At 73.0% G+C, this 21843-nt stretch carries 20 protein-coding genes and 1 tRNA gene; 15 read left to right on the top strand and 6 right to left on the bottom strand.

The window, feature by feature from the left end; translation table 11 throughout:
• The first annotated feature begins 21 nt into the window (after window positions 1-21).
• The 4 genes from purD to ABZ249_RS16745 all read left to right on the top strand — a co-directional run bounded on the left by purD (window position 22) and on the right by ABZ249_RS16745 (window position 5411).
• A complete protein-coding gene (gene purD / locus ABZ249_RS16760) occupies window positions 22-1272 on the top strand; it encodes a phosphoribosylamine--glycine ligase (RefSeq protein WP_355263260.1) in 1251 nt (416 codons plus the stop codon).
• A gap of 34 nt (window positions 1273-1306) precedes the next feature.
• A complete protein-coding gene (locus ABZ249_RS16755; RefSeq protein WP_355263257.1) occupies window positions 1307-2212 on the top strand; it encodes a phosphoribosylaminoimidazolesuccinocarboxamide synthase in 906 nt (301 codons plus the stop codon).
• A gap of 386 nt (window positions 2213-2598) precedes the next feature.
• Window positions 2599-3894 (top strand): UDP-N-acetylglucosamine 1-carboxyvinyltransferase, encoded by a 1296-nt coding sequence (gene murA, locus ABZ249_RS16750; protein WP_355263511.1) that lies wholly within the window; start codon window positions 2599-2601, stop codon window positions 3892-3894.
• A gap of 266 nt (window positions 3895-4160) precedes the next feature.
• Window positions 4161-5411 carry a transcriptional regulator gene (locus ABZ249_RS16745; RefSeq protein ID WP_245833275.1) on the top strand — a complete coding sequence of 417 codons (1251 nt, stop codon included), beginning with the start codon at window positions 4161-4163 and terminating at the stop codon, window positions 5409-5411.
• A gap of 144 nt (window positions 5412-5555) precedes the next feature.
• Here the strand turns inward: ABZ249_RS16745 and hisC are convergent, their stop codons facing one another.
• On the bottom strand, window positions 5556-6638 hold the full coding sequence (gene hisC, locus ABZ249_RS16740; RefSeq protein ID WP_220563859.1) for a histidinol-phosphate transaminase: 1083 nt from the start codon (window positions 6636-6638) through the stop codon (window positions 5556-5558).
• Window positions 6639-6746: 108 nt separating this feature from the next.
• Between hisC and ABZ249_RS16735 the strand changes: the two genes are divergently transcribed.
• Window positions 6747-7514 carry a hypothetical protein gene (locus ABZ249_RS16735; RefSeq protein ID WP_355263253.1) on the top strand — a complete coding sequence of 256 codons (768 nt, stop codon included), beginning with the start codon at window positions 6747-6749 and terminating at the stop codon, window positions 7512-7514.
• Window positions 7515-7518: 4 nt separating this feature from the next.
• Here the strand turns inward: ABZ249_RS16735 and ABZ249_RS16730 are convergent, their stop codons facing one another.
• Together ABZ249_RS16730 and ABZ249_RS16725 are read right to left on the bottom strand one after the other, a co-directional pair.
• Window positions 7519-8529 carry a MauE/DoxX family redox-associated membrane protein gene (locus ABZ249_RS16730; protein WP_355263250.1) on the bottom strand — a complete coding sequence of 337 codons (1011 nt, stop codon included), beginning with the start codon at window positions 8527-8529 and terminating at the stop codon, window positions 7519-7521.
• 1 nt (window position 8530) lies between these two features.
• A complete protein-coding gene (locus ABZ249_RS16725) occupies window positions 8531-9502 on the bottom strand; it encodes a hypothetical protein (protein ID WP_355263247.1) in 972 nt (323 codons plus the stop codon).
• Window positions 9503-9774: 272 nt separating this feature from the next.
• Here ABZ249_RS16725 and ABZ249_RS16720 point away from each other — a divergent pair, with 272 nt between their 5' ends.
• Entirely contained in the window at window positions 9775-9954 is a 180-nt protein-coding gene (locus tag ABZ249_RS16720; protein WP_220563861.1) for a hypothetical protein, read from the top strand.
• Between the two features lie 156 nt (window positions 9955-10110).
• A complete protein-coding gene (locus ABZ249_RS16715) occupies window positions 10111-10629 on the top strand; it encodes a SigE family RNA polymerase sigma factor (RefSeq protein WP_355263244.1) in 519 nt (172 codons plus the stop codon).
• A gap of 12 nt (window positions 10630-10641) precedes the next feature.
• Here the strand turns inward: ABZ249_RS16715 and ABZ249_RS16710 are convergent, their stop codons facing one another.
• Window positions 10642-12069: an MFS transporter gene (locus ABZ249_RS16710; protein WP_355263241.1), complete on the bottom strand. Its 1428-nt coding sequence runs from the start codon at window positions 12067-12069 to the stop codon at window positions 10642-10644.
• Window positions 12070-12255: 186 nt separating this feature from the next.
• Between ABZ249_RS16710 and ABZ249_RS16705 the strand changes: the two genes are divergently transcribed.
• From ABZ249_RS16705 to ABZ249_RS16690, 4 genes are all read left to right on the top strand, one after another.
• On the top strand, window positions 12256-13158 hold the full coding sequence (locus ABZ249_RS16705; protein ID WP_355263238.1) for a helix-turn-helix transcriptional regulator: 903 nt from the start codon (window positions 12256-12258) through the stop codon (window positions 13156-13158).
• Window positions 13159-13233: 75 nt separating this feature from the next.
• A tRNA-Ser gene (locus ABZ249_RS16700) sits at window positions 13234-13322 on the top strand.
• A 257-nt stretch (window positions 13323-13579) separates the two neighbouring features.
• Window positions 13580-16033: a nitrate reductase gene (locus ABZ249_RS16695; protein ID WP_355263235.1), complete on the top strand. Its 2454-nt coding sequence runs from the start codon at window positions 13580-13582 to the stop codon at window positions 16031-16033.
• Window positions 16030-16497: a hypothetical protein gene (locus tag ABZ249_RS16690; RefSeq protein ID WP_355263232.1), complete on the top strand. Its 468-nt coding sequence runs from the start codon at window positions 16030-16032 to the stop codon at window positions 16495-16497. The genes ABZ249_RS16695 and ABZ249_RS16690 overlap by 4 nt, the downstream gene beginning before the upstream one ends.
• A 100-nt stretch (window positions 16498-16597) precedes the next feature.
• Here the strand turns inward: ABZ249_RS16690 and ABZ249_RS16685 are convergent, their stop codons facing one another.
• Window positions 16598-17827, bottom strand: coding sequence for an FAD-dependent monooxygenase (locus ABZ249_RS16685; RefSeq protein ID WP_355263229.1), 1230 nt, complete (start codon window positions 17825-17827; stop codon window positions 16598-16600).
• A 178-nt stretch (window positions 17828-18005) separates the two neighbouring features.
• Here ABZ249_RS16685 and ABZ249_RS16680 point away from each other — a divergent pair, with 178 nt between their 5' ends.
• A complete protein-coding gene (locus ABZ249_RS16680) occupies window positions 18006-18989 on the top strand; it encodes a TetR/AcrR family transcriptional regulator C-terminal domain-containing protein (protein WP_355263226.1) in 984 nt (327 codons plus the stop codon).
• Between the two features lie 23 nt (window positions 18990-19012).
• Here the strand turns inward: ABZ249_RS16680 and ABZ249_RS16675 are convergent, their stop codons facing one another.
• Window positions 19013-19450, bottom strand: a complete 438-nt coding sequence (locus ABZ249_RS16675) for a DoxX family protein (protein ID WP_355263223.1) — start codon at window positions 19448-19450, stop codon at window positions 19013-19015.
• Between the two features lie 118 nt (window positions 19451-19568).
• Here ABZ249_RS16675 and ABZ249_RS16670 point away from each other — a divergent pair, with 118 nt between their 5' ends.
• The 3 genes from ABZ249_RS16670 (at window position 19569) to ABZ249_RS16660 (ending at window position 21665) form a co-directional block, all read left to right on the top strand.
• The gene (locus ABZ249_RS16670; RefSeq protein WP_355263220.1) at window positions 19569-20126 is read left to right on the top strand and encodes a TetR/AcrR family transcriptional regulator; all 558 of its coding nucleotides are present in this window, start codon (window positions 19569-19571) and stop codon (window positions 20124-20126) included.
• 232 nt (window positions 20127-20358) lie between these two features.
• Complete coding sequence (locus tag ABZ249_RS16665) at window positions 20359-21048, top strand: hypothetical protein (RefSeq protein WP_355263217.1); 690 nt, start codon at window positions 20359-20361, stop codon at window positions 21046-21048.
• Window positions 21045-21665, top strand: a complete 621-nt coding sequence (locus ABZ249_RS16660) for a hypothetical protein (RefSeq protein ID WP_355263214.1) — start codon at window positions 21045-21047, stop codon at window positions 21663-21665. The genes ABZ249_RS16665 and ABZ249_RS16660 overlap by 4 nt, the downstream gene beginning before the upstream one ends.
• The last annotated feature ends 178 nt before the right edge of the window (window positions 21666-21843 follow it).

The raw sequence follows: 21843 nt of genomic DNA, 5'->3' as shown, positions 1-21843 counted from the left end.
CACACGAAGAGGCCCCCAGTAGTGAAAGCCCTCGTCCTCGGCGGCGGAGGCCGCGAGCACGCCCTCGTCCGCGCGCTGTCCCTCGACCCGGGTGTCACCGACATCCACTGCGCCCCGGGCAACCCGGGGATCTCGGAGCTGGCCGAGAACCACGTGATCAACGTGACCGACGGGCTGGCGGTGACCGAGCTGGCCGCGCGCATCCGGGCGGAGCTGGTCGTCATCGGCCCGGAGGCGCCGCTGGTGGCCGGGGTGGCCGACGCTCTGCGCGAGCGCGGCATCCCGGTGTTCGGCCCGGACCGGGAGGCCGCCCGGCTGGAGGGCTCCAAGGCGTTCGCCAAGGAGGTCATGGAGGCGGCGGGCGTGCCCACCGCCAAGGCCAGGGTGTGCCGCTCGGCGGGCCAGGTGTCCGAGGCGCTCGACGAGTTCGGCGCCCCCTACGTCGTCAAGAACGACGGCCTGGCGGCGGGCAAGGGCGTCGTCGTCACCGACGACCGGGCGCTGGCCGAGCGGCACGCGCGCGAGTGCGGCCGGGTCGTCATCGAGGAGTACCTCGACGGCCCGGAGGTGTCTCTGTTCGTGCTGAGCGACGGCGTCCACGCGCTGCCGCTGCTGCCGGCCCAGGACTTCAAGCGGGCCTACGACGGCGACCAGGGCCCCAACACCGGCGGCATGGGCGCCTACGCCCCGCTGCCGTGGGCCCCCGCCGGCCTGGTGGACCAGGTCATGGAGTCGGTCGTGCGGCCGACCCTCCAGGAGATGAACCGGCGCGGCACCCGCTACCAGGGCCTGCTGTACGTGGGCCTGGCGCTCACCTCCAAGGGCCCGCGCGTGGTCGAGTTCAACGCGCGCTTCGGCGACCCGGAGACCCAGGTGGTGCTGGACCGGCTGGCCACCCCGATCGGCGCCGTCCTCCAGGCCACCGACACCTCCGGGCTGAAGGGCATCGGCTCCCTCCAGTGGAAGCCGGGCGCCGCGGTCACCGTCGTGGTGTCCGCCGAGAACTACCCGGGCGACCCGGTCAAGGGCGACGCCATCGGCGGCCTGGACGCGGCGAACGCCGTCGAGGGCGCCTACGTGCTGCACGCCGGGACCTCCTGGAGCGGGGCCCGCGACGTGGTCTCCTCGGGCGGCCGGGTGCTCAGCGTGGTGGGCACCGGCGCCGACCTGGCGCGGGCGCGCGAGAGCGCCTACGCCGCGGTGTCCCGGATCGAGCTGCGCGGTTCGTTCCACCGGACCGACATCGCCGAGCGGGCCGCCGCCGAGCTGTAGCGGCGGACCCGCACCGTAGAAACGAAGGACTCCCATGAGCGGTTTCGTCGTCCGGCCCGAGCCGGCCCGGGTCGAGGGCCTGACCCATCTGCACACCGGCAAGGTCCGCGACCTGTACACCACCGGGTCCGGCGAGCTGGTGATGGTGGCCAGCGACCGGCTCTCCGCGTTCGACTGGGTGCTGCCCACCGAGATCCCGGGCAAGGGCCGGCTGCTGACGCAGCTGTCCCTGTGGTGGTTCGACCGGGTCGCCGACCTGGTCCCCAACCACGTGGTGTCGGACGTGCCGCCGCAGGGCGCGCCCGCCGACTGGGCCGGGCGGACCCTGGTGTGCCGCAGGTTGGACATGGTGCCGGTGGAGTGCGTGGCCCGCGGCTACCTGACCGGTTCCGGCCTCGCCGAGTACCGGGTGGACGGCACCGTGTGCGGGGTGCCGCTGCCGGAGGGCCTGGTCGACGGCTCGGAGCTGGCCGAGCCGGTCTTCACCCCGGCCACCAAGGCCGAGGTGGGCGACCACGACGAGAACGTGTCGTTCGAGACGGTCGCGGCCCGGCACGGCGCCGAGCTGGCCGGCGCGCTGCGCGACCTCACCCTGCGCGTGTACACGCGCGGCCGCGAGGTGGCGCGCGAGCGCGGCGTGCTGCTGGCCGACACCAAGTTCGAGTTCGGCCGGGACGCCGACGGCGCGCTGGTGCTGGCCGACGAGGTGTTCACCCCGGACTCGTCCCGGTACTGGCCCGCGGACGAGTGGGCGCCGGGCGGTCCGCAGCCGTCCTTCGACAAGCAGGTGGTCCGCGACTGGCTGACCTCTGCGGAGTCGGGCTGGGACCGCGCCGCGGACGCCCCGCCGCCGGAGCTCCCCGAGTCGGTGGTGGAGCACACGCTCGGCCGCTACACGGAGATCTTCCGTCGGCTCACCGGATCCGAACCGAAGCTTTGATACGGCGCGGGCGAGTGATTCCGGGCACGCTGGTCTCGGAATGGTCGCCTGAAGCGCGTATGGTGGTGGGGTCGTATGCGGCACCTGTCCGGTGTCCGGCCATGCATACGGCCTCCCCACACCTACCCTGGTCTTTTCCGTTGGACGAGTACCTCTTTGGCCGTTTCACGGGACTCTCTGCCCGATCTGCGGGTATACCACGTTCTGGACCGGTCCGGGCCGGAGGGTGCTATAGAGTCATCGCGAACACACCGGTTCGCTGGCCGTGCAGGTCACACACGAGTTCGTCGAACGTTCCAGGGGAAACCCGCGTCTAAAACGCACATAGGCGAAACCCGACGAGGGTGACCTTTTTTCACATCTGCCTCACAAAGGAGCACATGAGCATGGGCCAGGAGGTTCGTTACCGCGTCCGCGGCGGACGCCCCCTCAGTGGTACGGCGTTCATCCAGGGCGCGAAGAACGCCGTCCTGCCGATGATCGGAGCCGCTCTCCTTGCGGCCAAGGGTCGTACGGTGCTGCGCAACGTCCCCGTCATCGAGGATGTCTACCGCTCCCTCGAACTCGCCGAGCACATCGGCGCCAAGGTCGAGTTCCACGAGGCGGAGCGAACCGTGGTCATCGACGCCTCCGGGCTCAACGACCCCGAGCGGGCCGTTCTCCCGGCCGAGATCGCCTCGCGCTTCCGCGGCTCGGTGCTCTTCGTCCCGGCGCTGATGCACCGCACCGGCCGCGCCCGCATCGAGGGCGTCGGCGGGTGCAACCTGGGCAGCCGCAACCTGGACTTCCACTACCGGGGCTTCGCGCGCCTGGGCGCCGAGGTCACCGAGGACCCCGAGCGCAACCACATCAACGTCGAGGCCTCCAACCTCCGCGGCGGTCGCCTGTACCTGGACACCCCGTCCCACACCGGCACCGAGAACCTCATCATGGCCGCGGTCCTGGCCCCCGGCACCACGGTGATCGAGCACGCCGCGCTGGAGCCCGAGGTCCTGGACGTCATCGCGTTCCTCACCGCCATGGGCGCCAAGATCACCGGCGGCGGCACCGGCCTCATCACGGTCGAGGGCGTCGAGGAGCTCACCGCGGTCGAGCACACGATCATGTCGGACCGCATCGACGCGGGCGTGTTCGCGATGACCGTCGCGGCCACCGGCGGCGAGGTCAGCCTGGTCGGGGCCAACCTGGACCACCTGGGCGTGGCCCGCTGGAAGCTCGAGCAGATGGGCGTCGAGTTCTCCCAGGAGGGCGCGGTCCTGCACGTGACCCGCGACCCGTCCGTGCCGCTGCGCCCGATCAACGCGGTCACCTCGCCGTTCCCGGGCTTCGCCACCGACCTGCAGTCGCCGCTCATGGCCCTGGCCACCCTGGCCGAGGGTGAGAGCTACATCCACGAGGCGATCTACGACGGCCGTTTCGCGCTGGCCGACGAGCTCAACAAGATGGGCGCCAAGATCGAGGTCGAGGGCACCCGCGCCATCGTGCACGGACCGACCCACCTGCGCGGCACCGAGGTGATCGCCCACGACCTGCGCACCGGCGCGGCCCTGGTTCTCGCCGGACTGGTCGCCGAAGGTGAGACAATCGTTGCGCCTGGTTATCTGGTGGACCGCGGTCACGCTCAGTTCGCGACGCGACTCGCCGCGCTAGGTGCCGACGTGGAGCGCGTCGTCGTCTCGTAGCGGGTCGAAAGCGCAGTTCAAGCCGGGGTGGGAGCCCGTCTCCCACCCGGGCTTTCGGCGTTGATATGGAAAACGATCTTCTTTGGCCCCGCACAATGGGTACGATCTCGGCAATCATGCCGTGACAGAGATCGGGTCGGGAAACCAGTGGGCGCACATAGTGAAGAGCGTGGAATGGTAGCGGGGAGCAACCCGAGGTGAGTGCCCAGCGTACTGGCGATTTGACGATCGGCGTCATAGGGCCCCATGAGGTGGTCGAACGGGTCATGCTCATGGGTCCTGGGTCCACGGGACCCCTCAACGCCAGACTCATCGCCGCCGCATACCGAGATGAGCAAGAGGCGACGGACAAGGTCGTCAGGCTGGGTTCGGCGATCGACGCGTACCTGTTCGCCAGCCCGGTTCCCTACGAGTTCGCGCGAAAGGCCGGCGTGCTGACGATGCCCGCCACCTACGTGCCGCTCGGGGGCGCCAGCCTGCACGAGGCCCTGCTCCGTGCCACCCTGGACGAGCGCTACGACCCGACCAGAGCCAGTCTGGACGTGCTCAGCCGCGCCGACGTCGTCGAGGCCTACTCCGAGGTCGACCTCCCCGTGGACGGCATCCACGTCCACGAGGAACTGACCAACACCGCCCAGCTCACCTCGTTCCACGAGGGCCTGTGGCGGCGCAAGGCCACCAAGATGGCGATCACCTGCGTGCGCGGGGTCGCCGAGCGGCTGGAGGCGATCGGCGTCCCGGTGATCCGGCTGCGGCCGACCAACGCCGGGGTGCGCAGCGCGCTGCAGACGGCCGGCCTGCTGGGCGCCCACCACCGGCTGGAGGAGGCGCAGCTGGGCGTGGTCGTGGTCGACGTGCCGACGCTGCGGGACTCCTCGCGGCGGTCCACGCCCCGCTACTGGCGGGAGGAGCTACGGCTGTCGCTGCACCGGCTGCTGCTCCAGGAGGCCCACCGGATCAACGCCACGGCGCACCGTCTGGACGATCATTCGTTCATGATCACCGCGACCCGGGGGTCGCTCGTCACGGCGACCGAGGGGTTCCGGCAGCCGCCGTTCGTGGAACGCATCAAGGCGGAGCTCGGGATCGCCATCGAGGTGGGCATCGGCATGGGACGCACCACCCAGGACGCCGAGGCGCACGCCCGTGCGGCCCTGAACCGCGCTCAGGCGTCCCGTCAGAGCTTCGCGGTGGACCGGGAGGGTCGTTCCCTGGTCCCGGCCCAGCGCGCGCCCTCACGGCAGTCCTCCGAACCGCTGCGCACCAAGGGCCGTGAGACTCTGATTCGGCTTTCGGAGAAGATCGCGGAAGAGGACGGCCCCCTCGTCGTCGACGCGGAGAACGCCGGCCGGATGCTCGGCGTCACCTCCCGGACCGCGCGCCGGCTCCTGCGCACCCTCGTGGAGGAGGGGCTCGCCTGGCCCCTGCCCCCCAACCGCACACTCCAGCCGGGGCGCCCCCGCCAGCTGTACCGGCTCATCGTGGAGAAGCTCGACAAGGACGCGGCCGGCAAGTAGCCGCACCGCGGCCCGCACCCCCGTATCGGGGCGCCTTCCCCCCTGGGAGGCGCCCCTCCCGTTCTCCCGCGCCCCGCCGGGGACGCCCTTCGGGAACGGCCGGGGCGCCGCCCGCAGCGGACGACGCCCCGAGGTTCGCACGCCTCAGCGGCGCTTCGGGTACTCGCGGGCGACGCCGAGGAAGACGTCGTTCTCCTCCGGGGTGCCCAGGCTGACGCGGGCGCCCTCGCCCTCGAAGGGGCGCACGGAGACACCGGCCTTCGCGCACTCGGCGGCGAAGTCCAGGGTGTCCCCGTCCAGGCGCAGCCACACGAAGTTGGCCTCGGTGGGCGGCACGGTCCACCCGGCGTCCAGCAGGGCCCCGCGCACGCGCTCGCGCTCGGCGACGGTGGCGTCCACCCGCTCCAGCAGCTCGCCCTCGGCCTCCAGGGAGGCGATGCCCGCGGCCTGTGCCAGGTGGTTGACCGCGAACGGCACCAGGGTCTTGCGGACGGCGGCGACCACCGGCGGGTGGCCGACCAGGAAGCCCAGGCGCACCGCGGCCAGGCCGTAGGCCTTGGAGAAGGTGCGCAGGACGGCCACGTTGGGCCGGTCGCGGTACAGGGAGACGCCGTCGGGCACCTGCGGGTCGCGCACGTACTCGCGGTAGGCCTCGTCGAGAATCACCAGCACGTGCTCGGGGACCCGGTCCAGGAAGGCGGTCAGCTCCGCCTCGCGCACGGTGGTGCCGGTGGGGTTGTTGGGGTTGCAGACCAGCACCATGCGGGTGTTCTCGGTGACGGCGTCGAGGATCGCGTCGAGGTCGTGGGTCTCCTCGCGCAGAGGCACGCGCACCGATGTCACCCCCGCCAGCTCGGCGAGCAGCGGGTAGGCCTCGAAGGAGCGCCAGGCGTAGACGACCTCGGCGCCCGGCTCGCCGACGGCCTCCAGCAGCTGCTGGAGCAGGCCGACCGAGCCCGCGCCCAGTCCGATGTGGTCCTCGGGGACGTCCAGGCGGCGGGCCAGCGCCGCGGTCAGCTCGGCCGCGCCCGGGTCGGGGTAGCGGTTGAGGTCCCCGGCGGCGCGGGCGATCGCCTCGCGCACCGACGGGAGCGGTCCGTACGGGCTCTCGTTGGAGGACAGCTTGATGGATCGCCCGTCGGGCCCGATGACCTTCCTGCCCGGCTTGTAGGCGGGGATGCTCCCCAGCACCGACCGCAGATATGGCGATTTCGACTCCGACACCATTGTCCTTCCTCAATACTTTGTGCTAACCCCGCGCCACGCTCAGCGATCCCGCGTGCGGGTCGGTCACCGCTCCCAGCGGAAATATCGCACAATTGAGGAGACAACACCATGCGCTCGCGTCCGGAACCCGCCACGACGGTTCAGATCGCCGCTGGTCAGAGCCGCTCACGTGACAGCGGCCGACAGGCCGTCCGATCATGGGGCGTCTTCGCGTGCCTGCCCCTGGTCCTCGCTCTGGGCGCCTGCGGCGGCCCCACCGAGGAGGGCACCGGTGACCAGGCCGAGGCCGCCGCGCTGCTGCACGACGCCCAGCTCGTCTCGTTCGAGGGTGCCGAGATCATGCCCGAGGGCAGCGAGGCCGGCGTCTACTCCGAGCTGGTCACCGTGCAGTACAGCGAGCAGGTGCGGGCCTCCACCGAGCTCGACAAGCCCGACTGCCTGGACGCAGCCAACCGGTGGGCCGACGCCGAGGCGGTGCAGGCCGCACCGGCCTCCCTGACCTCCTACGAGTGGGACCGGGGCTCGCTCACCCACCTCCTGGTCCGGCTGGACGAGGAGGGGGCGGCCGCGGCGATCGCCTCGCGGCCGCCCGCCGACTGCGACACCTACACCGCCACCTACGAGGACGGCACCTCCTCCGGCTACGAGGTGCGCGACCTCGCGGAACTGCCGACGCTGGGCGACGAGTCGCGCGGCTTCGCCGTGGACGTGGACACCGACGGCGAGCGCAACCACATGTACAGCGTCATGTACCGCAACGGCGACCTGGTCGGCACCACCTCGATCATGGGCCCGGGGGCCCTGGAGGACTACGAGGAGATGCTGGTGGAGTTCACCCGCGCCTCCGTGGACCGCCAGCAGGAGAAGCTCGGTTAGCGGGTCACGCCCCGCCGCGGCCGCCGGCCACCTCCGCCTCCAGGTCCTCGCTCGGCCAGGCGTCGGAGCGCCCCGAGGGGTTCTCCAGCGCCTTGCCCAGGCTCGCGGCCTCCCTGGCCTCGTCCCGGCGCCGGGCGTCCAGCCGCGCCGCCCGGCGCGGGCCGGGCAGCCTGCGCGGCGGCCCCTGGAGCTCGCGGTCGGACACCGCGCCGAAGGACGCCACGGACGTACCGCTCCCCCGGTCCACCACGGCCGCGCGCACGGCGGTGCGCCGCCGCCCGCCGATGCGCACCGCGAAGACCACGTCCACGCGGGTGCCGTGCCGCAGCCCGTCGTAGCGCAGGAAGCGGTGGCAGCCGTGGCGCCAGGTGTCGAGCGGCTCGGTGTCGAGCAGCAGCGGCCTGTTGGTGCGCCACACGTCGCTGCGGCGGAGCCTGCGCCAGACCGCGCGCTCGGAGACCTCCCGCAGCTCGCAGGGCTCGCGGTGCCGCAGCCGGGCGGCGGTCCCGCGGAGTTCGGGGCTGAGCGCGGCCAGCAGGAGCAGCTCGGCGCCCAGCACGGCGGCGTGCGCCGGGCCCGCGCCCAGGACCGCCTGCCAGGCGGTGGGTTCCAGGCCCAGGGTGAGCAGGGCCGCGAACGACAGCAGCCCGGCCCGGGTCAGGGTGCGCCACCCGATGGGCGCCCGGCTGAGCCCGCCGAAGCACCCGCAGCCCGCCTCCGGGTCGCGGCGGCGGACCAGCAGCAGCACCGCGACGGACGCGGCGAACACCAGGGCGGTGAGCAGCCGGACCGCCTCTCCGGGCACCCCGGAGAGCAGGACCAGCCCCGCGGCCAGTGCGGCCTCCAGCAGCCCGGTGCCGAGCACCGCGGGGCGGCGCAGGCGCGCGGGCAGCAGGACCGAAAGCCCCGAGGACGCGTCCCGGGAGCCGAGCTTGGTGAGCGCGCCGAACAGCAGCAGTACCGCCAGGAGCGGCAGCTGGACCTCTCTCAGCGCCTGGAGGATCTCCGCCGACATGTCACACCTCTCCGTCGTGGACCGTGACGGTCGCGTTGAAGCAGCCGTCCTCCAGCCGCCCGCCCAGGGCGACGAAGGAGGTCATGGTGAGGGAGGCCAGGCGTCCGGCCCCCTGGCCGCCGCAGGTGGGGCACAGGTCGCACACCCAGCTGTCGGCGGCGGCGCAGTCGATGACGGGCAGGGCGGCGGCCTCGCGGGTGCAGTCGTTGCGCAGGCCCACCACGGCCCCGGTGGACAGCAGCGGCAGGGGCACGCAGGAGGTGCGCCGGTCGCAGTCCCGGGTGTGGCCGGCCCGGTCGATCGCCGGGTAGGCCAGGCCGGTGGCGTGGGCGCGCGGGTCCAGGTGCGAAGCGCGCCCCCAGGCGGGGTCGTACCAGGTGGCGATGCCGTTCAGGGTGGCGGAGAACTCGCCGGTGGGCGGGCGCCGGGGCGTCGCGGCCAGCGGGTAGGGCGGCTGGGTGGTGGCCGGGCGCACCGCCCAGACCGCTCCGTCGCGCCAGACGCCCACGGCGTCGAACAGGTACCCGGGTTCCAGGCGCGGGTGGCGCACGGAGATGCGGCCCGAGGCGCGGTAGGGGATGACCACGGTGAGGCGGGGGCGGCCGTGCCCGGTGTCGATCTCCAGGGTGTCGTCGTGGTGGTCGGTGATCACGCCGGTGGCGCGGGCCGCCTGCGCCCAGACGCGTTCGGCGACCAGGCGCCCGTCGTGCGAGCAGCGGACGACGGCGTCGTCGCCCGGCCGCAGTTCGGTGGGCCGGACCTCGCCGCCGCGCCAGAACGAGGTGACGCGTTCGTAGAGGAAGCGCTCCTCCCCCGCGGGTGTGGCCAGGCAGAGCATGTAGGACGTGGCGTCGACGACGACGCCGCGGGCCACCCGGCCGCCGAGCGGTGTGGGCTCGGGAGCGGTGTCGGGGCCCAGGAGCGCCGCGGTGAACCGTGCGCGATCTCGGTGTTTGTCCGTCATCACTGACATGTCGTTCGCATCCCCCTGTCGCCCGACTCGTCCTACAGTGCCCATTCTCCGGATGACGGGGCCGAGTCACGGCTCACACGCCGGAACCCGGCGGTTCATGTCGACCGCATGTCCCGTTCATTGCCAAGAGCGACGAATCGGACGCCTTGTGTGACCAAAGAAGAACTCCACGTCAACCGCCCCACAAGTATGGGCACCGCGTGCGATCTTCCGGGTGCAGGCTGTGGCCGCAGGGCCGCAGCGGACCCATGGAACGAGAGAGAGCCCCGAAGATGCACACGAGCCTCCGTGCCGCCACCGTCGCCGTCGCCGTCCCGCTGCTCCTGGTCGGCCTGTCCTCCCCCGCCTCCGCGGCCGAGCTCGCCCCCGTCGCCGCCGCCGTCGACCACCTGGTGGCGGCGACCGCCGACCAGCTCGCCCTGAGCGGGACCCTGGCCTCCCTGGGCCTGTAGCCCCGGGGGCGGGCGCGCGGGCGCGGCGGGGACGCGGAGGCGGCCCCGCCGCGCCGTTTGTCAGCGCGTGGCACCCAGGTTCCCGGGAGTTTGCGCTCACTGTGTGAGAGTTGTGCCCACAGGCCGATGCCGAGCGAGGCGAAGGGCGGTGGACACGTGGCAGGCACCAAGCAGACCCCCCGGTACGAGGAGTTCAGCAGCTACGTGGCCGAACGCGGCCCCGCCCTGCTGCGCATGGCCCGCTCCATCACCGGCAGCCACAACGACGCCGAGGACCTGCTCCAGGCCGCCCTGGTCAAGACCTTCCTGTCCTGGGACCGCATCAGCGACCCGCGCGCCCGCGACGGGTACGTGCGCCGGGCCATGGTCAACGCCCGGATCTCCGAGTGGCGCCGCAGCAGGCTGGACGTGTACCCCACCGACGAGATCCCCGAGCAGCGGGTGGACGACCCCACCTGGCGCAGCGACCTCGCCGACGTGGTGCGCCGGTCCATCGACAAACTGCCCGACCGCCAGCGCACCACCGTCATCCTCCGCTACTACGAGGACCTCACCGAGGTCCAGATCGCCGAGCGCATGGGCGTCACCCTCGGCACCGTCAAGAGCACCCTCTCGCGTGCCGTGCACCGGCTGCGCAGGGACGCCGACCTCATCATCGAACGCACCACCGGCTGACGCCCGGGACGCTCACCCGCGCTCCCGCGCCGCACCGCCGAGGAAGAGCGCGCTGACGAGCACGCCCACCAGGACGAGCGCCGCGTTCACCCCGATGGCCCAGGTCAGACCGCCGAGCGTCGCGGCGGCGCCGGTGCCGACCATCGCGGAGGCGGCCACGGCGCTCATGATCGGCGTGCCCATGGTGATGCCGATCTGCTGGGTCATGGTGGCCAGCCCGGTGGCCAGCCCCTGCTCGCCGTCGGGCAGCCCGGAGGTGGCGGTGACCATGAACCCGACGATGACCAGCATGTTGCCCACCCCGCCCACGAAGGTCGCGGCCAGGAGCAGGGGCATGCTCCCCTGGTCGGTCCCCAGGAACAGCAGGGCGAAGGTCGCCGCGCTCTGCACCGCTCCGCCGGTGAGCAGTGCGGCCCTGGCGGAGGCCGCGCCGATGACGCGCGGGGCGAGGACGCCGCCCAGGACGGTGCCCGCGCCCAGGACCGCGAAGGACAGGCCCGCCGCCAGCGGGCTGAAGCCCAGCACGTTCTGCAGGTAGAGGGTGAGCAGGAAGACCAGCGAGGTCTCGGTGAGGAACGCTATGAACCCGGCGATGTTGCCCCAGGCCACCGTGCGGCGGCGCAGGATGCGGATCGGCACCAGCGGGGACCGGGCCTTGGACTCCACCAGGGCGAACAGGGCCAGCAGTACCGCGCCGGCCGCCAGGGACCCCCAGGTGAGCGGCGCGGACCAGCCCGCCTCGCCGGCCTGCGAGAAGCCGTGGACCACGGCGAGCAGGCCGAGGGTGACCAGCACGGCGCCCGGGGCGTCGAGCCGGGGCCGCCGCTCCGGCAGGGACTCCCCGATCACGATCGGGGCGACGACCAGCACCACCAGGGCCACCGGGACGTTGACGAAGAACGCCCACCGCCACGACAGCAGGTCGGCGAGCAGGCCGCCCAGGACCGCGCCGGTGGTGAACCCCGCCGACATCAGCGCCCCGTTGAGGCCCAGCGCCCGCTCCCGCAGCGGCCCCTCCGGGAAGGAGGTGGTGAGCAGGGACAGGCCCGCCGGGGTGACCGCGGCGGTGGCCAGGCCCTGGAAGACGCGGGCGGCGATCAGCACCTCGGGGGTGGTGGCGAACCCGCCGGCCAGGGAGGACAGGCCCAGGACGGCGAGGCCGCCCAGGAAGAGGCGCCGACGCCCGAACAGGTCCGCGATCCGGCCGAAGAGCAGGGTGAAGCCCGCCGCGCACAGCGCGAACGCGGTGGCGATCCACTGGAGGTTCGCGAGCGTGAAGCCCAGTCCGTCGCCGATGACGGGCAGCGCGACGTTGAGAATGGAGAAGTCGACGGCCAGCATGAACTGCGCCGACAGCAGGAGTACCAGGATGACGGTCATGCGCGGTGTCAGCCGCGCCGGTGCGGCCGCTGGCGCGGGCGCGCCGGTGTTCACGGACATGGGATCCCTCCTCGGGTTCGCAGCAACCCTCGTCCGCGTGCGGCGGCGGAGCCAGGACACCGCCGTGGGCAGTCCCCGCCAGGGTGGTCACGACGTGACCACCCTGGGGACGCCGCGGGCGGAAGAAGCCCCGGCGGCGGGGGGTTCGGAATGAGCGACCGCGCAGAAACGTCGGAGAGGACGACCATGGCCCCCCGCGCATCCGAACTCGGTGACTTCCTCCGGACCCGCCGCGCCGCGCTGCGGCCCGAGGACGTGGGCCTGACCCCCTACGGCGAACGCCGCCGGGTGCCCGGCCTGCGGCGGGAGGAGCTGTGCCTGCTCGCGGGGGTGAGCGTCACCCACTACACGCGGCTGGAGCAGGGGCGCGGCACCCGGGTGTCGCGCGAGGTCCTGACCGCGATCGCGCGGGCCCTGCGCCTGGACGAGGACGAGACCTCGCACCTGATGGACCTGGCCGCGCCCGCCCGGCGGCCCGCGCAGCCCCGGCCCGAGCACGCCGGGGACTCGGCTCGGCAGCTGATCAACGCGATGGCGCAGGTCCCGGCGCTGATCCTGGACCGCCGCAACGACGTCCTGGCCTGGAACGGGCTCGGCCACGCCCTGCTGGGAGGGCACCTGGACCCCGGGGACCCGGACCTGCCCGCGCACCGCCCCAACCTCACCCGGATGCTGTTCCTGGAGGAGCACATGCGCGACCTCTACGGGGAGCACTGGCCGGAGGAGGCGACGCTGGCGGTGGCCTCGCTGCGGCTGACCGCGGGACGCAACCCCGACGACCGCAGGCTCGCCGAACTGGTCGGCCGGCTCGCCGTGCAGAGCGAGGAGTTCGCCGAGCGCTGGGCCCGGCACCCGGTGCGGACCTGCACGTCGGGGACCAAGCGGATGGACCACCCGGTGGCGGGCCGCCTGGAGCTGGCCTTCGAGACCCTCCAGATCCCCAAGAGCCCCGGACAGCGGCTCATCGCCTACAGCGCGGCGCCGGGCAGCCCCTCGGAGCGGGCACTGCGCGACCTGCTGCCGCAGGGCCGCCCGGACGCCGCGGAGCGGCCGCGCGCCGTCCTCTCCGCCGTGTCCGCCCGGGGGTGAGGCGGACCACTCCCCGCCCCTCCACGGATTCGTTTTGCACAGCGGCCCCCCGTGTCTGTACCCTTATGGCAGCCAGGAGGATTCGCCTAGTCAGGTCTATGGCGCCGCACTGCTAATGCGGTTTGGGTTTACGCCCATCCGGGGTTCAAATCCCCGATCCTCCGCGCTCCGGCCCGGGGCCCCTCGCACGAGGGGCCCCGGGTCTTTTGCGTGCCCCGGGCGGCCCGGGGGACGGCCCTGGCCCCGGCGGCGGATTCGCGGCGTCTCGGCTCCCACCGCGTGTGCCGCCCGGTTCTCCGCCGTTCCGCACCCATACTGTGTGCCACCTGCCGATGGCGCCCGAGGCCGCACGGCAGCAGGAGTCCACCGGTCGGTGCGGGGCGCCGACGGCGCCGTGCCGCGACGAGAGAGGTGGTCTCCCGTGCCGTCGAGGGATCCGATCGCAGAGCCCTGGGGGTCGCGCACCCCCTACGGCCCGGGCCGGCGGTGGCCGGCGCGGGTCGACCTCCACCTCGCCGAAGGGGTGGGGCCCGAGGACGTCGACCGCTGGGTCCCGTCCGCGTCGATCCTGCACTCCAACGGCGACGCGCTGGACATCGCCGTGAAGGACGGCCGGATCGTCGGGGTGCGGGGCCGCGGGGAGGACCGGGTGAACCGCGGGCGCCTGGGCCCCAAGGACCTCTACGGCTGGCAGGCCAACCACTCCCCCGACCGGCTCACCCGCCCCCTGGTACGCCGCGGCGGGAAGCTGGTCGAAACCGACTGGGACACCGCGATGGATCTCGTGGTGGAGCGCAGCAGACGGCTGCTCGACGAACAGGGCGCCTCCGCCCTGGGCTTCTACACGAGCGGCCAGCTCTTCTTGGAGGAGTACCTCACCCTCGCCGCCATCGCCCACGGGGCGATCGGGACCAACCACCTGGACGGCAACACGCGGCTGTGCACCGCCACGGCCGCCGCCGCGCTGAAGGCGTCGTTCGGCTGCGACGGGCAGCCCGGGTCCTACGGCGACATCGACCACGCCGACGTCATCGCGCTGTACGGCCACAACATGGCCGAGACGCAGACGGTGCTGTGGTCCCGTGTCCTCGACCGGCTGGCCGGGCCCAACCCGCCCCGGCTGCTGTGCGTGGACCCCAGGCCGACTCCGGTGGCCGCGCACTCGGCGGTGCACCTGGCACCCCGGCCGGGCACCAACGTCGCCCTGATGAACGCGATCCAGCACGAGCTCGTCCGGACCGGCCGGGTGGACCATGCCTATGTCAGGGACCACACCGTCGGCTACGGGGAACTGGTCCGGGTGACGGACGACTACCCGCCCGAGCGCGCCGCCGAGATCTGCGGCCTGCCCGCGGAGCGCATCCGGGAGGCCGCCGCGCTGCTGGGCGGCGCCGAACGGCTCCTGTCGACCGTGCTCCAGGGCTTCTACCAGTCGAACCAGGCCACCGCGGCGGCCGTGCAGGTCAACAACGTCCACCTGCTGCGCGGCATGCTGGGCCGACCCGGGGCGGGCGTACTCCAGATGAACGGCCAGCCGACCGCGCAGAACACCCGTGAGTGCGGTGCCGACGGCGACCTGACGGGCTTTCGCAACTGGAACAACGACGCGCACATCTCCGACCTCGCCGCCGCCTGGAACCTGGACCCCATGCGGATCCCGCACTACGCCCCGCCCACGCACGCCATGCAGATCATGCGCTACGCGGAGAAGGGGTCGATCCGCTTCCTGTGGATCAGCGCGACCAACCCGGCGGTGTCGCTGCCCGAGCTGCGCAGGATCCGCGAGACCCTCGCCCGCCGGGAGCTGTTCCTGGTGGTCCAGGACGTCTTCATGACGGAGACGGCCGAGCTCGCCGACGTGGTCCTGCCCGCCGCGACCTGGGGCGAGAAGACCGGTACGTTCACCAACAGCGACCGCACCGTGCACCTGTCCGAGAAGGCCGTGGAGCCGCCGGGCGAGGCGCGGCCGGACCTGGACATCTTCCTCGACTACGCGCGGCGGATGGACTTCCGGGACGCCGACGGGCGGCCCTTCCCGCAGTGGCACGACCCCGTGTCGGCCTTCGAGGCGTGGAAGCGGGTCAGCGCGGGCCGGCCCTGCGACTACTCCGGCCTCACCTACGACCGGCTGCGGGACACCGGCGGCATCCAGTGGCCCTGCGACGCGGAACACCCGGACGGCACCGAGCGGCTCTACACGGACGGCCGGTTCTGGGCCCGCCCCGAGGAGTGCGAGAGCTACGGCCGCGACCTCGTCACGGGGGCGCCGAAGGAGGAGGCGGAGTACCGGGCGGCCAACCCGGAGGGCCTGGCGATGCTCAAGGCGGTGGAGTACGTGCCCCCGCACGAGGAACCGGACGGGGAGTACCCCTTCACGCTGATCACCGGCCGCACCCTCTACCACTTCCACACGCGCACCAAGACGGGGCGCGCCCCGGAGCTCCGGCGGGCCGCCCCCGAGGTGTGGGTGGAGGTCTCCGCCGCCGACGCCCGGGAGGCGGGCGTCCACGAGGGGGACCCGGTGGAGGTGCGCTCGCGGCGCGGGGTGGTCAGGGCCCGGGCCAGGGTCGGCGGGATCCGCCCCGGGGTGCTGTTCGTCCCCTTCCACTACGGCTACTGGGACACCGACGCGGCGGCCCCGGACGGGGAGCGGGACCGGGCGGCCAACGAGCTGTCCGCCACCGACTGGGACCCCGTGTCCAAACAGCCGCTCTTCAAGACAGCCGCCGTCCGGCTGCGCCGCGCGGGCGCGGGCGACGGGCGGCCGTCCCCCGCGCCCACGACGACCGCGTCCGCGCCGGTGGACGCGGAGGTGGCGGCCACGCGGGGCCGACCGGACACTCTTGAGGAGCCCGACGGGGGAGGAACGCGATGAGGATCGGAGTGGCCCTGCGGGAACTCCACCGTTCGGAGAGCGCCATGGCCGTCGAACTGCTGCGGGTGGCCGACCGGCATCCGGAGGAGCACGAGATCCGCCACGTGGCCCGGGATCTGGCGGAGTGGTCCCGGGAGCACGTGCGCGAGATCGAGGGGATCGCGCCCCGCTACGGTATGGACCTCTCCGGGCCGGAGCACCCAGAGCCCTCCGAGGAGGGGGAGCGGGAGCTCCCCGGGGAGGGCTCCGACGCGGACCTGGCGCTGCTAGCGGACCTGAAACGGCTGTACCGGATGGGCGGCGGAGTGGCCCTGGACTGGGACCTGCTCGGGCAGGGCGCCCAGATCATCGCCGACTCCGACCTGCTCGCCGTCACCGAGCGCTGCCATCCCCGCTCGGTCCGCCGGATGCACTGGGCGCGGGGGATGCTCAAAGCGGTCTCCCCGCAGATCCTGGTGGGCTGAGCGGCGGGGAGCGGTCGGCTGTAGGGCGGCTCGACCGCCGTGGAGGGCGGCCCCGCGGGCGGCACGGGCGGCGGGCCGCGCTCCCCCGCGGCGGCACCACCTACCGGTGTTCCAGAGCCGCGTAGTCCGGGAGGCGGACCATGTTGGCCAACCGGTCCATCCCCCTGCCGACCAGTCCCTTGGGCAGGTAGGGCAGCATCCGGACGGTCTGGTTGCGCAGCCAGAGCTGCGCGGGCGAATCGGGCATCAGGCCGCCTCCTCCGGCACCGCGGGCGAACTCGTGCGCCTGCTCCGTGAAGCCGCGCATGCGGTGCTCGTAGACCGCGTAGGCCGGGCCGTGGCGGCCGTCGGCCGCGGCGAGCTCCCCGGCGAGGAGGTAGGCGCCGACGAGCGCCAGGCTGGTGCCGATGCCCGACATCGGGGAGGCGCAGTACGCGGCGTCCCCGAGCAGCACGGTCCGGTGCCGCGCCCACGTCCCCACCCTGACCTGGGCGATCCTGTCGAAGTAGAAGTCGTCGGCGTCACCGATGCCGGACAGCATCCGGGGGATCTCCCACCCCTCGCCCTCGAAGGCGCGCAGGACGACCCGCTTCTGCGCCTCGGTGTCGCGCCTGTCGAACCTCAGCGGTTCGGAGCGCAGGAAGAACCCGGCCCGGGCCTGCCCGGGCTCGCGCTTGGGGGAGAGCGCGGCCGTCCTGCCGGGCCGGCCGCCGCCGGCCGGCATGGTGTACATCAGCTGCCAGCCGCCGAGGTCCAGGTCCGTGGTGATGGAGTAGAGCGCCCCGTAGCAGCCGAGGTCGTGGATGTAGCGCTCGTGCGGGCCGAAGACCAGGCGGCGCACGTTGGAGTGCACGCCGTCCGCGCCGACCAGCAGGTCGAAGCGGCGGGACCCGCCCTTCTCGAAGCCGACCCGGACTCCGTCCTCGTCCTGTTCGACGGCGGTGATCGAATCGCCGAACACGTACTCGACGTCGTCGCGGGTGGTGTCGTAGAGGATCCGGGCCAGGTCGGAGCGGAGGATCGCCATCTCCGCGATGGGGCCGCCGGAGTCGCCGAACACGTCGGTGCCCATCTTCGCGACGGGTCTGCCGTCGCGGTCGACGAAGGCCATGCCGTAGGCGCCGGTGTGCGCCCTGCGGACCATGGGGACGATGCCCGTCAGCTCCGCCACCCGGCGGGCGGTGCCGCGGATGTCGACCGCGTGGCCGCCGGTGCGGAGCACGGGTGCCCGCTCCACCACGGTCGGCCGGAAACCGAACCGGTGCAGCCAGTAGGCCAGGGTCGAACCGGCGATCCCGGCGCCGGAGATGAGAACGCTCCGGTTGTCCATGTCTCCTCCTGAGGTCGCGTACGCCGTATCGAGCGCACGCCACGACGCTATCGAGGAGCCCCGGGAAAGCCTTAGAGAAAACCGTTCAGAGCAACGTTCCGACCGGGAGAAGCGCACTAGTACTACGGAAGCGGACTAGTACACTCACCCCGTACCGAACCGAGGATCGGAGTGCCCCGTGCCGTCGTCGCAGCCGCCGCCCGCCCCGCCCTACCGGCAGATCGCCGGGGAGATACGCTCCTGGATCACGACGGGCGCCCTGCGCCCCGGCGACCGGGTGCCCTCGGTGCGGCAGATCGCCCAGCGGTGGGGCGTCGCGATCGCGACGGCGACCAGGGTGACGGCGGTCCTGCGCGACGAGGGGCTGGTGGAGTCGCGGGTCGGCTCCGGGACGGTGGTCACCGGCCGGGGTGTACGCGCGGGGACCGCCGGGGCGGACGCGCCGGCCCCGGTCGCGGCCGCGCGGCGGCCCGGGGTGGCCCCTCCCCCGCTGAACAGGAGGAACGTTCTGCGGACCGCCATCGCCATCGCCGACGTCGAGGGCATCGACGCGGTGTCGATGCGGCGGCTGGCCTCCGAACTGGGCGTGGGTCCGATGTCGCTCTACCGGCACGTGGCGAACAAGGACGAGCTCGTGCGGCTGATGGCCGACGAGGCCTTCGGCGAGGTCGAGCCGCCCGAGCCGGGGCCGCCGGGGTGGCGGGCCAAGCTGGAGTTGAGCGCCCGCGAGCAGTGGCGCCTGTGCCACCGGCACCTCTGGCTGGCCCGGGCCGTCTCGTTCACCCGCCCGTCGATGGCGCCCGCCATGATGGCGCACACCGAATGGGTGCTACGGGCGCTCGACGGGCTCGGACTGTCCGAGGTGACGCGGTTCCACGAGGCCGTCACGCTGCACTCCCTGGTCCTCGGCTTCGGCGCCTCCCTGGCGGACGAGGCCGAGGCGGAGCAGAGCACCGGTGTCACCCTCGACGGATGGTGGCGGGCCGAGCGGCCGCGCTCCGAGGAGGTCCTCGGCGGCGGACGGTTCCCGCTGCTGGCGCAGGTCCCGAGGCTGACCCCGTCTGACCTCGAGGAGCTGTTCGAGTACGGCCTGGCCCGCCACCTCGACGGGCTCGCCGTCCTGGTGGAGCGGCAGGCCGGGAGCGGGGACGCGCGGCCTTGACGGCCCCGGGGAGCGGACGGGACTCACACGGCGGCGAGCACGGCCGCGGCGACGAAGACGACCTGCATGATCGTGCGGGGCAGCAGCGGGGTGGCGGGCTTCCCGGCCAGGGTCACGCCGCGGCGGACCGCGGAGACGTTGGCCGGGAACATGGCGAGCATCAGCAGGGCGAGGCCGGCCGCCGCGAACGGGGCCGTCGGCGGGTACAGCAGCGCGGCCGCTCCCGCGAGTTCCAGTACGCCGGTGACCGTGACCAGCAGGTGCGGGAACGGGAGCGCCGGAGGGATCATCTCGGCGAAGTCGCGGCGCCAGGACGGCAGGAAGTGCACCACCCCGGTGAGGACGAACATCAGTGCCAGCCCGCCCCGGAGGGAGGTCTGCCAGTCGAGCGCCTCCACACCCGCCAGGCCCAGGAGCCACAGGAGCGCGGTGCCGCCGACGAGGGCGATGAGGGGTGCCATGCGGAGTCTCCGATCCTTGAATCTTGTCAGTGACTAGATTGCGTCACGGCTTGAATCTTGTCAATGGAAAGATAGGCTGGCTCCGCTATGGCCACTCGGGAACAGGAAGGCGGGACGGATGGCCGGCCGGCCCTACCATCACGGCGACCTGCGGCGCGCCGTCATCGACGCCGCCCTGGAGGCGACCCGGGAGTCCGGTCCGGCCGGGTGGAGCCTGCGCGAGCTGGCCCGCCGCGCGGGCGTCTCGCACGCCGCCCCCGCCCACCACTTCGGCGACAAGGCCGGGGTGCTCACCGCCGTGGCCGCCGAGGGGTTCGCGCTGTTCGCCGACGCCCTGGAGGCCGCGGCGGCCCAGGGCCCCCGGGAGGCCGGCCTGGCCTACATCCGCTTCGCCCTCGCGCACCGCGCGCACTTCGAGGTGATGTTCCGCCCCGAGCTGTACCGGCTCGACGACCCCGGGCTGCTGGCCGCGCGCGAACGCGCCGGAGCCGTGCTGGCCGCCAGCGGCGGCACGCTGGCCGCCGACGCCGCCCGGGCCAGGGCGACCACCATCGGCGCCTGGGCGTTCGCGCACGGGTTCGCCGATCTGTGGCTCAGCGGGTCCCTCCCCGAGAGCGCCGACGGGGACCCGGAGGAGGTCGCCCGCCCGGTCATCGAGGTGCTGTTCGGCCGGTAGCGCCGGGCCCGGGAGCGTGGAGGGGCGGCGCCGGGGCGCGGAGAGATAGGGCGCGGGGTTTGTTTACCGGGTCAACCGAAAATAGGGATTCGGAGATCAGTGCTTTGATCACGGGTTTCTGTAGATCCGGGGGACCGGAACCGAATTCCCACCGCGGATTCCGTAGAATGGCGTCGGGGCGGCGCGGCCCGAACGCCCTCATCCCCCACTCCGGGCCTGGAGGGACGTCCTCTTGCCACATCCCCCGACGGCTCCGGACACGCTCACCGCCACCGCCCCCGAGTCGTATGAGAAGTGGTACGGCCGGCGATTGATGGTCCTCTACTATCTGCTCGGGGCGCACGCGTCGGCCGTGGCCCTGCATTTCGCGGCGAAGCTCCACTACGGCGCCGTGGAGACACTCGAACGCGCCGGTCGTTCGATGCCGGGGTGGGAGGCGGCGCAGGCCGTCGAGGCGGTGACCGGGTACCTCGTGCTCCCCCTGTCCCTGGCAGTGGGCGCGATCCTCTTCTTGGTGCCTTGGCTGAAGCCGCAGGACCTGCCCGCCTGGGTGAGCGCGGCGCACTTCCGCGCCGCCGTAGCCCGGATCCGGGGCGGGGTGGTGGGCGGGGACCCTGCGACCGACCACGTGGCCCGGACCGCCTGCGAATACCTGATCAGCCGGAGCTCCCTCGAGCCGAAGATCCTGTTGCCCCTACAGACCTTCTCCCTCGGCTTCTGGTGCCTCCTGTGCGGCTCCGGCCTGGCGATGAGCGCCGCGGAGGGCGACCTGTTCCTGGTGCTCCTCCAGGCCGGATCGCTCCTCTCCTTCGTGGGCCTGCACGCCGCGCCGTGGCGGCTGGCGCTGCTGCGCTACAGGGCGCTGGAGTACCGGGAACTCCACGAGGCCCTGCTGTGGCGTCTCCACGGGGCGGTCCGGTGAGCGGCGTTCCGCCCCGGCCGCTGCCCGGGCACCTGTTCCCGCTGCCGGTGCAGTGGTACGCCCAGGACCACCCGCGCGTGTACGGCGCGGTCCTCGGGGCGGCGCTGGGCTCCGTGCTCCTGCTGCCCCTGGTGTTCGCGCTGGCCAACGAGCGGTTCGGGATCCCCGTACCGGTACTGGCGGCGATCGGGCTCCTGCTCACCGGGGCGGTCACCGCCCTCGGCGTGTGGAGCGCGGAACGGGACGTGCGGGGGGCGACCGTCGACGGGGACCGGGAGAGGTTCCGGGAGGCACAGCGCCTGGTCCGCGAGGGGCGGCCGGGCGGGGACGCGGAGACCGACCGGATGGCGGGACGGTACGCGCGGCTGGTCACGGCGTCGCCGCTGGGGCACCCCGTACAGGCCGCGGCCCTCGCGGGCCTGCTCGCGATCGCCATCCTCACGGCGGCCCTGCACATCGCCGACGGCCGGTACCCCCTCGCAGTGCCCTACGCGATCACGGCCGCCGCTGCCGCTCTGTACCTGACCGTGGGGATGCCGCTGATCGAGCACCGCAAGAAGCGGGCCCGGTCCCTGCTCGCCCTCATCGACCCCGCGCCCCCCGAGGAGGGCCCTTGACCCACCCCCGACCCCCAGCCGCTCGGTCCGTGAAGAGAACGCGTCCCGGCGCACTCCGACTGGCGTGCCTGGTGGGGGTCCTGTTCGGGATCGCCATGGCCTTCGGATTCGTCTCGTCCTTCGTCTTCCAGGCTGGAGAGACGGTCGGAGGGCCGGCGCTCCTGGGTGTCGTTGTGCT

The organism is Nocardiopsis sp. NPDC006139 (genome assembly GCF_040614155.1).
In the GTDB taxonomy this organism is placed as follows: domain Bacteria; phylum Actinomycetota; class Actinomycetes; order Streptosporangiales; family Streptosporangiaceae; genus Nocardiopsis; species Nocardiopsis changdeensis.
Note: the sequence above shows the minus strand (reverse complement) of the source record. Positions and strands in the feature narration are given on the sequence as shown.

Excerpts from the sequence above, each read along its gene's own strand:
- ABZ249_RS16720 (WP_220563861.1), top strand. The coding sequence starts at position 9,775 with ATGCACACGAGCCTCCGTGCCGCCACCGTCGCCGTCGCCGTCCCGCTG.
- ABZ249_RS16755 (WP_355263257.1), top strand. The coding sequence starts at position 1,307 with ATGAGCGGTTTCGTCGTCCGGCCCGAGCCGGCCCGGGTCGAGGGCCTG.
- ABZ249_RS16685 (WP_355263229.1), bottom strand. The coding sequence starts at position 17,827 with ATGGACAACCGGAGCGTTCTCATCTCCGGCGCCGGGATCGCCGGTTCG.
- hisC (WP_220563859.1), bottom strand. The coding sequence starts at position 6,638 with ATGGTGTCGGAGTCGAAATCGCCATATCTGCGGTCGGTGCTGGGGAGC.
- ABZ249_RS16730 (WP_355263250.1), bottom strand. The coding sequence starts at position 8,529 with ATGTCGGCGGAGATCCTCCAGGCGCTGAGAGAGGTCCAGCTGCCGCTC.
- ABZ249_RS16675 (WP_355263223.1), bottom strand. The coding sequence starts at position 19,450 with ATGGCACCCCTCATCGCCCTCGTCGGCGGCACCGCGCTCCTGTGGCTC.
- ABZ249_RS16745 (WP_245833275.1), top strand. The coding sequence starts at position 4,161 with ATGCTCATGGGTCCTGGGTCCACGGGACCCCTCAACGCCAGACTCATC.
- ABZ249_RS16735 (WP_355263253.1), top strand. The coding sequence starts at position 6,747 with ATGCGCTCGCGTCCGGAACCCGCCACGACGGTTCAGATCGCCGCTGGT.
- ABZ249_RS16705 (WP_355263238.1), top strand. The coding sequence starts at position 12,256 with ATGGCCCCCCGCGCATCCGAACTCGGTGACTTCCTCCGGACCCGCCGC.
- ABZ249_RS16725 (WP_355263247.1), bottom strand. The coding sequence starts at position 9,502 with ATGTCAGTGATGACGGACAAACACCGAGATCGCGCACGGTTCACCGCG.
- ABZ249_RS16710 (WP_355263241.1), bottom strand. The coding sequence starts at position 12,069 with ATGTCCGTGAACACCGGCGCGCCCGCGCCAGCGGCCGCACCGGCGCGG.
- ABZ249_RS16690 (WP_355263232.1), top strand. The coding sequence starts at position 16,030 with ATGAGGATCGGAGTGGCCCTGCGGGAACTCCACCGTTCGGAGAGCGCC.
- ABZ249_RS16670 (WP_355263220.1), top strand. The coding sequence starts at position 19,569 with ATGGCCGGCCGGCCCTACCATCACGGCGACCTGCGGCGCGCCGTCATC.
- murA (WP_355263511.1), top strand. The coding sequence starts at position 2,599 with ATGGGCCAGGAGGTTCGTTACCGCGTCCGCGGCGGACGCCCCCTCAGT.